This is a genomic window from Bacillus sp. FSL H7-0578 (assembly GCF_038630855.1).
In the GTDB taxonomy this organism is placed as follows: Bacteria; Bacillota; Bacilli; order Bacillales; family Bacillaceae; genus Bacillus; species Bacillus safensis.
Window position 1 is genome coordinate 596,802 of the sequence record NZ_CP152045.1, and the last position, 12,265, is coordinate 609,066.

Genomic DNA, 12,265 nt, shown 5'->3' on the forward strand with positions numbered 1-12,265 from the left:
TATGTTACCACGAATCGTTGTTTTGATTAAAAGAGAAGTGTTGATAAGCTGTGAACAATAAAAAGCACCCAATGGAGGGTGCTTTTTTCTTATTGTGCTGAAAGGCTTGTACTTAATGGGATAGAAGAAATGACGGTGAATTTAGGAGCTGCGGCACCGGATTCTAAATTTTTACGTAAAAGCGATGATTTGATTGACCCATCCCAATTTTTATAGACACTTCCTGATGTATTTGCGCGAAGTTGTACATTCGAAAAGCTTGCTTGTGAATAGCTGTTTGTTCCATTATCCTGTACGCCATGTACCATTTTGACAACATCAAGGTTTTTCAGACGGCTAGGGTTGTAAACAGGCTGCTTATAGCGCAGTTTCCCATTGACATATAGTGACACCGTGCCATCACCATTGTTGATGAGCTTTAAGTTGACACGTGCGCCATCTTTAATACTTGTATCGTATTCGCTGTTCCAGTATTTACTGCCGCCTTGTGAGCCGCTGCCTAGAAAAACTTTATAGCCAGAAGACGTTTTTGAAATACCGCTCTCTACTACAGCAGAGCCGAGACCGAGATACCAGTCCGCATAGCCGTTTTTAATGGTGGCTGTTTTCGGAAGGACAATATCAGCAGAGATACCTGACCATTTGGCTTCATCTGTTTGCGTCACAATGGCGCCGTGACGAGGACTAGCCGCTGAGGCAGGAAGACTTGAAAACATCAAAACGAAGGCCAAACTTACAATCAAAACGGTGAAACACTTTTTCATGAAAATTCCCCCTTAAATTTGATTCACTTTTATTATATAAAATGAAAGAGGGGGGCTGCTTACCATGTTCTGACTGTTTATGGTAGTATTTATGAACTTTATCGGTCATAAAGTGGTCAACTTGTATTTGAATTGTAATGTATCTGTAAAATAACTGGGTTCATCTTCATGTATAATGAGTGCAGAAACCAAAAACGGAGGATTTCTTAATGAATAAAAAGCTTATCACGACAATCGTAACAGTAGCTAGTTTATTTTTAGCATTCAGTTTCTCACATGGAGCAAGTGCAAAAAAAGTAAGCGGCAATATTACTTGGTATAATGGTGTCGGCAAAAAAGGCGCAGATGGAAAAAAACTCGGTCATTGGGATGCAGCAACTAAAATGGGCTTTGACGTACCGAAAAAAGGTACAAAACTAAGAGTGACAACAAAAGCGAAACCACATAAAGTGATTACAGTATATAAATATGATGTAGGCAGAATGCCAAATGCTGTACTAGACGTAAGTCCAAAAGCATTCAAAGCACTTGGGTATAAAACAAGTAAAGGTGTCGTAAAAGGGCATTACACTTATTAATACATAGGCATGCAAAGAAGCGGGAAAAGTTCATTTTCTGGCTTCTTTTCTTGTAGAGAGGGTCTGAAAGGCAATGAAAAAATCAACATGGTGGATCATCACAGTCATTGGCGTCGCAGTGATTGCGGCAGTTATTTTCTTCATGATGAAGCCTGGACAAGAAGCGAAACATACAGGAAAAGTCAAAACAAATCAAGATGCAAAAGACGAATTGCTCGTTTCATTTACAGATCAAAAGTTAAACAATACTTATTACTTGCATGATCGGGCGCTTCATACGGAGAAACTGACAGCATATCCTTCGATTGCTTATGATTCTACGAAACAAGTTTTATATTACACGTATACGGATGAAGACACGCAAAAGGTGAGTATTCGGGAATTAAATGTGAAATCTGAAGAAGAAAAAACACTGTTTACGAGTGATGATTCTATCGACAGTATGAGGCTGTCTGGTGACGGAAAGAAGTTATTTCTAAGGTATAACAAGGATTCTGGAGAGCAATTTTTTGTCGCGTCTTTTGATTTGAACACACACAAAATGAAGGAGCTGTATCCAGAAAAAAGCAAGGATGATACGGTGAGTTCTTTTGCATATGATCCGACTTCAAATGATTTGGCGATCCAGCATTATTCTTTAAAAGAAGATTATCAAAAAACCGATGAAGCGAATGAAAAGGGAAGAGATCCTGAACCAACGACCATGAAGATCACCCTTCAAACAGGTGAGAAGGGGAAACGCATTGCACGTATCTCACAAACGATCAATGATATTTCATTTTCTCCAGATCATAAGAAATTGATTTATACAGAAGTAAAGGTTCGTAAAGAAAAAGAAATATCCTCGATTAAGATGCTTGATGTAGAAACAGGAAAAACGACGACACTCGTTAAAAACAGCCAGGATGTTCATATTTTAAGTGCTGCACAGCCGCAATTTTCTACGGACGGGTCGTCTGTTTATTTCTTAGGTGTTGCAAAAAACGCAAAAGAATTAAAGGATGACACCGGACGAAAGGCGAAGGTAAGAACGATTTTTGAATACAATATGAAGAAGAAAACAGTGGAAGCCGCTTGGGAGAAGGATGGCGGAATCGTTAACAATTTCACTGTCAATCGATAAAGGAAACGTTCAGTTATTTATATAACTGGACGTTTTTTTATTTTGTCACTTGAAATGCTGAAGAAATGGTGGGTTTATAGATGGAAAATCAGTTTTTAAGCAGGGATACGAGGGCTATTTTCATATTTTACTTATGTGACAGAAGAAAAGAAAAAGAGTAGTATGAGTGAACATAAAAAAACGAGAGGATTGTTGACATCTCGTTTTCTCTGTTTTATTTGTTTTCATCTAATAAGTTTTGAAAGATAAACAGGGCATTAATGGAGTGAGGGAAACCAGCAACCTTTGTACAGTGTTTAATAATCTCCATAATCTCTATAACAGAAAGTCCGATATGTAATGCTTGTTCAAAATGAGTCTTTAAGTCTTCATCACAATTGCCTTTTGTGATGAGGGAAGATAATGTGCTGATGGCCTTTTGTTTTTCATCTAATATGAAGTGATTGAATTCTTTTTGTTCACTGAGTTCAATGGTTAGTTGTTCAATGTTTGACCGAATGCTCTCGTTCTCATGGATTGAAAGCTTCTCTCTGTTACCTGCCGCTGTTTCTTGTTTGACCTGGCAAGTCTCTTTTTCTTCATTCAAATTGAACTCCTCCGTTTTTTATCGCAATTTTCCATTTGTTCGTTCATTATGGCTTATGTGCCTTTTGATAGATGTAATGGGTATATAGTAGTATTATCGGTTTGCTGCGTCAACTTTTTAAGTATGGAACGCTCTTCAAAGGAATGATTCATGCGATTTATTTTTCCATTTTGAAATGGATCATAAAAGGGCTAATGAATGGATGTCCGTTAGCCCCTTTGTAATCAGCAGTTTCATAAGTTCTACGCATTTAGTGGAAGAGTGGTTTCATTTTTACTGAATGATATCCATCGGCCTCATCATGTCATAATCTTCATGTTCTAAAATATGACAATGCCACACATATCGGCCGCTGTATGGAACAAATCGAGCAACGATCCGAATGACTTCACCTGCATGCGCCTGAATGGTGTCCTTGTAGCCTTGTTCATGTAAAGGAGGCGCTTCGTTTGGTCCTGTATACACGATTTCTCCTGTCGATTGATAGACTTCTGTATCAAATGGCCTTCTGTCTAAAACCCTAAATTGAACAAGATGCAAATGAATAGGGTGTGTCCCTCTGGTTGGATTGACGATAGACCAAACCTCTAGACTGCCAAGACGAGGATTTTCTGTGACAGGGTCATTCCAAAATTGGTTATCGAGCAATAGGATAGGGCGGCCGTATTTATCCTGCGTGCCGGTAAGTGTGAGTGTACGCTCTCTATCAGCTCGACTTGGCCGAAGCGGTGGCAGCGGTTTGAAAATCGGACGTAAGGTTTTAGGTACTCTCCCTTTTAGTGGACGTGTGACTTTGAATTGCATAATGTTCGCATCTGTTTCAGGATTCACATCCTGTCCGCAGCCGGCTGTATTTTTGAGAGTGATCGTTTTGTTTTCGTAAGCTGAAAAGTCGATGATGACATCGAAACGTTCAGCAGGCGCGATGCTAAAGGATTGATGGCGAACGGGTCTTGGCAAAAAGCCCCCATCGGAACCAATTTGCAGGATTGTAGCGTCGTTATCTAGATGCAGCTCGTAAGTTCTAGTATTGGACGCATTTAATATACGAAAACGGTATTTTCGCGGCTCTACTTCTAAATATGGCCATACTTTTCCATTGACTAAGATCGTTTCTCCACAAAAAAAGGGCACGATGGATGGGTCTGGAATGTCACTGTCCTCTGGCGTGTCGTTTGGTCTGCTAGGATAAAACAGTGAGCCATCCTCCTGAAACGTACGGTCCATAATCATTAAAGGAATGTCATAGTCATCTTTCGGAAGCTCTAAAGACTTTTCAAATGGATCTGAGATCAAATAAAACCCAGCTAAACCGGCGTACACATTTAGTCGTGTCAGTGCCATTGCATGATCGTGATACCACAATGTGCAGGCTTGCTGATGATTTGGATAGACGTAAGTCTCTCTTTCAAAAAAAGGACCGGTTGCTTCAAAGTCCCGTGAAAACCAGGCCTCTGGGTAGCCGTCACTGCTTGCTGGTGTGACGCCGCCATGCAGATGAACGACTGTTTTCACCTCTGGTTCATCGTGATGACCGGAGTGGATGGTGTGATCGACAGGCAGAAAATGTTTCAATGGCAATTTGTTCATCCATTTCACTTTGACCTTTTCATTTCGATTGGCTTTAATGGTTGGACCAGGCAAGCTGCCATTATAGGTCCATAGCTTGGTTGGGGGCAGGTCTCTATGAACTTTTAAGAATACCTCCTCCATAGCAATTTCATAATACGTTTGTCTTGGGTTCTTTTTGACGGGCTCCGCGACTTCTGGAATTGGAAGCTCGTCAACAAATTTTTCTAGGTTCATGTTGACTAATCCTCACTTAAATTCAATTTGATACAGTATAAGTGCGGACATCCAAATAGGTGAATAAAATAAAAAAACCCGCTTTTCAGCGGGAGAATTACGGGTGTTTATTTTCAAGCGCCGCATTTGCAGGCACTTTTTTATTCGGTTTAAAGATGAAATAAGCAGCCAGTACGCCAAAGGTAATGATGCTCGTCAAAATGAGCTGTGGCCGCATGGATTCGATAAACAGCATCGATGCCAAGATGGCGCAAATGACCAAAATGGTAAAGTACGTGAGGTATGGGAACAGCCACATTTTGATTTTGAGCTGTTCTGGATTTTCTTTTTCGATTTTGCGTCGCATTCTTAATTGTGAAACGGCAATGACCAAGTAAACAAGAAGGGCAATGGCACCAGATGCGTTGACTAAGAACAAAAAGATGGTTTCAGGATAAAAGTAGTTCATCATGACGGCAATGTAGGAAAAGAAGGTACCTGCGACTGTAGCCGCTACAGGAACACCACGTTTGCTGATTTTCATAAAGCGTTTCGGCGCTTCGCCTCTTTCTGCTAATGAATAAAGCATTCTGGACGTTGTGTACAAACCGGAGTTTAAACAAGATAGAACAGCTGTTAAGACAATGACGTTCATGACTTGAGCGGCTGATGGAACACCAATGTATTCTAATACCGCAACGAACGGGCTTGTTAAAATACTTGCGGAATTCCAAGGAAGCAAGGTGACAACGACAGCAATTGATCCGACATAGAATACGATAATACGCCATACAACAGAGCGGGTGGCTGTCGTCACAGATTTGACTGGGTCTGCTGATTCACCGGCCGCTATGGCCACAATCTCCGTTCCCATGAAGGAAAAGATGACGACGACGATTCCGAGTAACACAGAGCTGAATCCATTTGGAAGAAAACCGCCGTTCCCTGTTAGATTGGCAAGACCTGAAGTATGATGACCGCCAAAACCAAAGATAAATGCAAAACCAATGAGTAGAAAGAGAATGATGCTGACGACTTTAATTAATGAAAACCAATATTCAAATTCGCCAAAAGATTTAACAGAAAAGATATTTGTTAATGTTAAGAGGATTGTGAGGATAAGACTTGTGAGCCAAACAGGTGCATCTCCATACCAATATTGAATAATGGCAGCACCGGCAATGGCTTCGATGGCGATGACGATCACCCAGAAGAACCAGTAAAGCCAGCCGATTGTAAACCCGGCCCATGGACCGATGGCATCGCTCGCATATTGTGAGAAAGAACCGCTTGTCGGATAGGCACATGCCATTTCTCCAAGCATTCTCATAATAAAGATCACCAGAAGTCCGGCAAAAGAATAGGAAAGAATGGATCCAGGCCCTGCAGAATGAATGACAGCGCCACTACCAACAAATAGCCCTGCCCCAATGACCCCAGCAATGGAGATCATCGAAATATGTCTTGTTTTAAGGTTTTTTTGAAGACCGTTTGTCATGTTGGACATTTCTTTACCTCCAAACATTTCTCATGAATAGAGAATTTGTTTTTAGAATATTTTAAATTTTATCATACTGAATTGTCATTCAGCATTGGACAGGTTATCAAACTGACATTTCAAACCTCTTAACACGATGTTAAAAAGTAGAAAGGATTTGAGAGATTATGTTCCCTCTTTTCCCTCTGTTTATTTTTAAAATAGCATAAAAAAGGAAGGAGGGAAGTTGTGTCTCGAAATAAAATTATTCTGATAATTTACCAGAGAAGAGTGATTTGACGATATGTCCATTTCGAAGAGAATTGGAAAAAGGTTGATGGGAGTAGGTCTTGAGGTCATTTGACCTTGTAAAAATAAGTTTACTTAGGTCAACACATTTCTATTTATCCTATTTTGCTGACATAAGCGAATCATGTTGCTGTAGACCCACACGGGCTTTGCTTTGTAAGATAAATAATAGAAAAGTGATGTGTGAGGAGGCGCGGTTCAACATGGAGCGCTATAACGAATTAAGACAAGGTGAAACAGGTGCTTGGGTCAGCATCATTGCCTATGTGATCTTATCTGCGGTCAAACTCATTATTGGGTATGTGTTTCATTCAGAGGCTCTTTCAGCAGATGGATTGAATAACACGACGGATATTATTGCATCCCTTGCTGTGTTGATTGGGCTGCGTATTTCTCAAAAGCCGCCTGATGAAGATCATCCGTATGGTCATTTTAGAGCGGAAAATATTGCGTCTCTTGTGGCTTCCTTTATCATGATGCTTGTTGGACTTCAAGTTTTGCTGAGTGCAGGCCAGTCGCTCTTCTCATCTGAGCATCAAACGCCGGATATGATCGCGGCTTGGACAGCAGCAGGAAGTGCTGTTGTGATGTACGGTGTGTATATTTATAACCGCAATCTGTCCAAACGAATTAATAGCCAGGCTCTCCATGCGGCAGCTGCTGATAATAAATCAGATGCGTATGTGAGTATTGGAACATTTGTAGGAATTATGGCCTCTCAATTTCAGCTGGCATGGATTGATACGCTAGCAGCCTTTGTCATTGGCTTAATTATTTGTAAAACTGCGTGGGAGATTTTCAGAGATGCCTCTCATTCGTTAACAGACGGTTTTCATATCAAAGATATGTCTAAATATAAAGAGACCATTGAAGCAACACCAGGAGTAGGCGATTTAAAGGATATAAAAGCGCGTTATCTTGGAAGTACAGTCCATGTGGATGTAGTGGTTGAGGTCGAGCCTAACTTGAACATAGCAGAAAGCCATGATATTGCAGATGAAATTGAACGAAGAATGAAGCAGGAGCATGATATTTTACACTCTCATGTTCATATGGAGCCAGCAAGTAAGTCAAAAGAAGAGAAGAAGTCTTTCCCATCGTGAGAAGGCTTCTTTTTTATACGTGCTGATGTTATATGCAAATGCGCGTTGTATGGTAAAGTTAGACTATATGAAATTTGACAGAAACGTGATAGGAGGATCAGGATGGCATTTGATGAACCGATGCATTCAGATTTACAAAAAATCGTAGATAACATCAATAAAGTCATGGTTGGGAAAAAAGACATTGCGATATTAAGCCTTGTTGCGATTTTGGCGAAGGGGCATGTGCTGCTAGAGGATGTGCCTGGTGTAGGGAAGACGATGATGGTTCGTGCTTTGGCAAAATCCATTGGCTGTGAGTTTAAGAGAATCCAATTCACTCCTGACCTTTTGCCTTCAGATGTAACAGGCGTGTCGATTTACAATAAAAAGACGAATGAATTTGAATTTAGGCAAGGACCGATCATGGGGCAGATTATTTTAGCTGATGAGATCAACCGGACTTCTCCTAAAACACAATCAGCATTGCTTGAAGCGATGGAGGAAGGCAGTGTCACAGTGGACGGAGAAACGATGCCGCTTGCGGATCCTTTTTTTGTCATGGCGACACAAAATCCAGTGGAATATGAAGGAACTTATCCGCTGCCAGAAGCGCAAATGGACCGGTTTTTATTCAAGCTGCAGATGGGATATCCGACCATGCTCGAGGAGCTGGAGGTTCTCAACTTGCAGGAGAAGCAATCCCCGATTGATACGCTTCAAGCTGTCATGACAAAGGAACATATCCATGCGTTGCAGCAGGCTGTTCAGACCATTCATGTGGATGCATCCATTAAAGAATATATTGTTGAAATTGCTCAAGCGACGCGTAAACACCCATCTGTTTATCTAGGTGTGAGTCCAAGGGGATCGATCGCCTTGATGAAAGCGGCACAGGCGTATGCACTTTTGAATCAGCGCGATTATGTGATTCCTGATGATGTACAGTATTTGGCGAATTATACATTACCGCATCGTATGATTTTGACATCAGAAGCGACATATGAAGGGAAGAAGGCGGAGACACTGCTGCGGCAAATGCTTGAGCAAATTGGCGTGCCAGTTCAAAAGTCGATGACTCAATGAAGTCACGTCATCGTGTAGCAATTTCATTATGGTTAAGGGTGATGATGCTCATCATTCTCACTGCGGCAGCCTTTTGTTATGCCATGTTTCAGGGAGGGTTTGTGAGTTGGTTCCTTTTTTATGCATTTTTACCATATGCTTTGTATGCATTGCTGTTTGCACTTATTCCGCTTCGCGCGACAGCCAAGAGGACAATACAGCAAACAAGCTTAAAGGCGGGGGATGTGCTGTCCGTTGACCTTGAAATCAAGCGGACACATCCATTTCCGTACGTTTACGTCATGATAGAGGATGCTCCGCCAGATACCTTTCACTTACAGGAACAGATTGAAATGAAGCAAATGCTTTTTCCTTGGTTTCGGAAAACTTGGCGATTTTCCTATCAATTGAATGATGTCATGCGGGGAGAGCATCATTTGACAGCGGTTAGAATCAAAACGGGTGATATGTTTGGGTTTGTTGAGAAAGAAATCATCATTCCGTTAGAGAAGAAGCTGCTTGTCTACCCCAAAGTGCTGGATATCCCGGTGGAGCCTGCTGAGTCAGTGAATGAAAATGGAAGCAAAGCGGTTCACTCTTGGTTAAATGAACCGACCCATGTGACAACAGGCGTAAGGGAATACCAGCAAGGAGACCGTTTTGCTTGGGTGGACTGGAAGACGACGGCCAGAAGAGGCCAGCTGATGACGAAGGAATTTGAACAGAATCAATCAAAGGACCTTGTCGTGTTTGCTGATTTTACCGATCAAACTGTTTTTGAAACAGTCGTCTCTATTACAGCATCTGTTCTTCAAACGGCTGTGAAAAAAGGCGTGCCGTCAGGTCTTGTCCCTCTAGGAGATCAGCATGCCTTTCGAGTCGATCAAGGAGAACTTCATTTACAGAACATGCTTTATTATTTAACAAGGGTGCAGCATCAGCCTTCCCGCGCACTAGAATATAAACCGTTAGCAGCGAGTGAGTACCAGCACTCAGGAAAATATGTCGTCACGGGTCAGCTGCAGGAGGAGCTTGCGGCAAGTCTTTTTGGAAATCGAAACAGAAAGAACATCACCGTGCTTTTAGTGAAGAAAGCCGTTGACCATTTGACGACAAAAGAAAAACAGCTTGTAGACCGGCTCAAGGCCTCTGGAATACGCACCACCCTTTTATTTGAAGACCGGCTGCACGAAAGAACTGTGAGGTGACAAACATTTATGCTGCATACGCATCTGCGGCAAAGCCGTTTTGAATTGTTCATCTATTATGCTGTAGCTTTTCTGCTACTATGGGAGTGGCTTCGTCCACTTCAGGATTTTACAGAGACGAGCCATACGTCTTATTTCATCATTTTTATCGGGCTTACGTGTTTGTTTACGTTCTTTCGTCTGAAGTGGTATGTGACGTTTCCTATTTGTGCTGGACTGATTTTTCTCGCCTTATATTTGATCTTTTATCAATCAGCGCCAGGTTATCCGGCTGCTTTGTTTGCTGATATCAAGGATAATATCACGTTAATGAGCATGGGCATGTGGAGTGACATGTATCCGTCTTTCCGCACATTGTTGTTTTATATTTTGCTGTGGCTGCTTGTCTATTTGCTTCATTATTGGGTGGTCTATCAGCAGCGTATCTTTTTCTTTTTACTGATGACGATTGTGTATGTCACGATTCTTGATACGTTTACGCCATATGATGCGACCTTTGCGATCGTTCGTATTATGGTATTTGGATTTTGTTTGCTTGGATTGCTGTATTTTGATCGACTGCGTTCGGCTGAGGGCGTTCGGGTGTCACAGAAAGCGCGCCTAAAGTGGTTTTTGCCCATGCTGGTGCTTGTCCTTCTATCAGCGTCACTCGGCGCTTCTTTGCCAAAGTCTGATCCGAAATGGCCTGATCCTGTCCCGTTTTTTAAGGCAGTGACGAATCAAGATGGGACAGCCGGGCAGAATAAAGTGGGATATAGTGCAGATGATTCGGCGCTTGGCGGACCATTTAGTGAGGACCGCACACCTGTCTTTAAATGGAGCGGAAAGGAGCCGTCTTACTTTCGTGTAGAAACAAAAAGTATTTACACAGGAAAGGGCTGGGAGGATGCTTCAAATGATACGAAGTCTACTCGGTTAAAGGACGACACTGTGCCGAATCGGTGGTTTACTGAGCGAGTGAAAACAGAGGTACATGAAACGAGAGTCGATATGGAATCGAACTATCGATTTAATCATGCCGTCTATCCGATTGGTACGATTACGCTGACACCAATGGAAAATATTCCGCTGCAAATCATGGGCAAAACGGAGAAAATTGTCCCGTCTATGCAAAACCCACCTAAAAATTTAGGGAACTATCAAGTCAGCTTTTTATCCCCTACATTTATCCTGGAGGATTTACAGAGAATCAAAGTACCGACAAAGAAGCAGGTGAATCAGCAGGTAGGCCGTGAATACTTGCAGCTTCCATCCTCACTCCCAGAGCGTGTGAAAACTTTGGCAAACAGCTTAACGGAAACGAAGGACAATATGTATGATAAAGCCAAAGCAATCGAGGATTATTTAGGATCTGCGAAGTTTTCATATGAAACGCAGAATGTCGCTGTGCCTGGTCGTAATGAAGATTATGTGGATCAATTTTTATTTGATACGATGATCGGCTATTGTGATAATTTTTCAACCTCTATGATTGTGATGCTTCGTTCGATCGGAATTCCGGCGAGATGGGTGAAAGGGTATACGTCTGGCCAGTTATATGAAACACAAATGGATGGAAACAATGTGTATGAAGTGACCAATAACAATGCGCATTCATGGGTAGAGGTTTATTTTCCAAACAGAGGCTGGGTCACCTTTGAACCGACAAAAGGATTTACAAACCCAGAGACATTTACGAATGAAGCTGTTTCAAGCGATCAAACGGATGATCAAAAGGAAGAAAAAGATCAGTCTAGTTCTGATGCAAGTGAAGAAAAGCAGCAAGACCAGCCTCGGCAGGAGACAGAGCAGCCGGCACAACCAAAGGAACAAACAGCGCAGGCAAAGCCAAATATGGTGCATGTTGGTTGGGTTATAGGTTATGCGGCAGGAGCTATTGTCCTGCTTGGATTCATCAGCTGGATGCTTTATCGATTTAGAACAAGATGGCTGCCATTCTTTATTGTAAGAAAGGTGAAACGTCTGCCAGAGGATGAAGCATTCTTCTATGCGTATGCAGCTCTATTAAAGCAGCTAGGGCGCAGAGGAATCGAGAAAAAGCCAGGTATGACGCTAAGAGAATTCGCTTCGTTGATTGATGAGAAGAATGGAGATCATCATATGTCAGAGCTGACGCAGTTTTATGAACGTGCGCTCTACCGGCGAGAGGATGCCTCGGCGCTTTGGCAGCAATCGGCAAAGTTATGGGAAAATTTAATAAACAGGAGATAGTCTTGACCGCGTACCTTCCTGTTGTTAGAATAGGTGAATATTAAAACCTTCTAAAATACATGAAATTGAAGCGTTCG

General features: G+C 41.9%; 10 protein-coding genes. 6 read left to right on the forward strand and 4 right to left on the reverse strand.

Annotated features, from left to right (window positions below; genetic code table 11):
• Positions 1-89: 89 nt before the first annotated feature.
• On the reverse strand, positions 90-764 hold the full coding sequence (locus MHB41_RS03010) for a hypothetical protein (RefSeq protein ID WP_024424477.1): 675 nt from the start codon (positions 762-764) through the stop codon (positions 90-92).
• A 209-nt stretch (positions 765-973) separates the two neighbouring features.
• Between MHB41_RS03010 and MHB41_RS03015 the strand changes: the two genes are divergently transcribed.
• Both MHB41_RS03015 and MHB41_RS03020 read left to right on the forward strand, forming a co-directional pair.
• Positions 974-1,342 carry an RlpA-like double-psi beta-barrel domain-containing protein gene (locus MHB41_RS03015; RefSeq protein WP_024424478.1) on the forward strand — a complete coding sequence of 123 codons (369 nt, stop codon included), beginning with the start codon at positions 974-976 and terminating at the stop codon, positions 1,340-1,342.
• Between the two features lie 73 nt (positions 1,343-1,415).
• Positions 1,416-2,465 (forward strand): hypothetical protein, encoded by a 1,050-nt coding sequence (locus MHB41_RS03020; RefSeq protein WP_041116021.1) that lies wholly within the window; start codon positions 1,416-1,418, stop codon positions 2,463-2,465.
• Positions 2,466-2,679: 214 nt separating this feature from the next.
• Here MHB41_RS03020 and MHB41_RS03025 read toward each other — a convergent pair whose 3' ends face one another.
• From MHB41_RS03025 to gabP, 3 genes are all read right to left on the reverse strand, one after another.
• Entirely contained in the window at positions 2,680-3,051 is a 372-nt protein-coding gene (locus tag MHB41_RS03025; RefSeq protein WP_095407866.1) for a carboxymuconolactone decarboxylase family protein, read from the reverse strand.
• 273 nt (positions 3,052-3,324) lie between these two features.
• Positions 3,325-4,857, reverse strand: a complete 1,533-nt coding sequence (locus MHB41_RS03030; RefSeq protein WP_340899262.1) for a multicopper oxidase family protein — start codon at positions 4,855-4,857, stop codon at positions 3,325-3,327.
• Between the two features lie 97 nt (positions 4,858-4,954).
• Positions 4,955-6,343, reverse strand: a complete 1,389-nt coding sequence (gabP, locus tag MHB41_RS03035; protein ID WP_024424482.1) for a GABA permease — start codon at positions 6,341-6,343, stop codon at positions 4,955-4,957.
• 482 nt (positions 6,344-6,825) lie between these two features.
• Between gabP and MHB41_RS03040 the strand changes: the two genes are divergently transcribed.
• The 4 genes from MHB41_RS03040 (at position 6,826) to MHB41_RS03055 (ending at position 12,188) form a co-directional block, all read left to right on the forward strand.
• Positions 6,826-7,725, forward strand: coding sequence for a cation diffusion facilitator family transporter (locus MHB41_RS03040; protein ID WP_044335634.1), 900 nt, complete (start codon positions 6,826-6,828; stop codon positions 7,723-7,725).
• Between the two features lie 102 nt (positions 7,726-7,827).
• Positions 7,828-8,790: a MoxR family ATPase gene (locus MHB41_RS03045; RefSeq protein ID WP_268413426.1), complete on the forward strand. Its 963-nt coding sequence runs from the start codon at positions 7,828-7,830 to the stop codon at positions 8,788-8,790.
• 101 nt (positions 8,791-8,891) lie between these two features.
• The gene (locus MHB41_RS03050) at positions 8,892-9,977 is read left to right on the forward strand and encodes a DUF58 domain-containing protein (RefSeq protein ID WP_335350874.1); all 1,086 of its coding nucleotides are present in this window, start codon (positions 8,892-8,894) and stop codon (positions 9,975-9,977) included.
• Between the two features lie 9 nt (positions 9,978-9,986).
• The gene (locus tag MHB41_RS03055; protein WP_340899258.1) at positions 9,987-12,188 is read left to right on the forward strand and encodes a transglutaminase domain-containing protein; all 2,202 of its coding nucleotides are present in this window, start codon (positions 9,987-9,989) and stop codon (positions 12,186-12,188) included.
• Positions 12,189-12,265: the final 77 nt, after the last annotated feature.

Coding starts and splice junctions, on each gene's coding strand:
- MHB41_RS03010 (WP_024424477.1), bottom strand. CDS start 764: ATGAAAAAGTGTTTCACCGTTTTGATTGTAAGTTTGGCCTTCGTTTTG.
- MHB41_RS03015 (WP_024424478.1), top strand. CDS start 974: ATGAATAAAAAGCTTATCACGACAATCGTAACAGTAGCTAGTTTATTT.
- MHB41_RS03020 (WP_041116021.1), top strand. CDS start 1,416: ATGAAAAAATCAACATGGTGGATCATCACAGTCATTGGCGTCGCAGTG.
- MHB41_RS03030 (WP_340899262.1), bottom strand. CDS start 4,857: ATGAACCTAGAAAAATTTGTTGACGAGCTTCCAATTCCAGAAGTCGCG.
- gabP (WP_024424482.1), bottom strand. CDS start 6,343: ATGTCCAACATGACAAACGGTCTTCAAAAAAACCTTAAAACAAGACAT.
- MHB41_RS03040 (WP_044335634.1), top strand. CDS start 6,826: ATGGAGCGCTATAACGAATTAAGACAAGGTGAAACAGGTGCTTGGGTC.
- MHB41_RS03045 (WP_268413426.1), top strand. CDS start 7,828: ATGGCATTTGATGAACCGATGCATTCAGATTTACAAAAAATCGTAGAT.
- MHB41_RS03055 (WP_340899258.1), top strand. CDS start 9,987: ATGCTGCATACGCATCTGCGGCAAAGCCGTTTTGAATTGTTCATCTAT.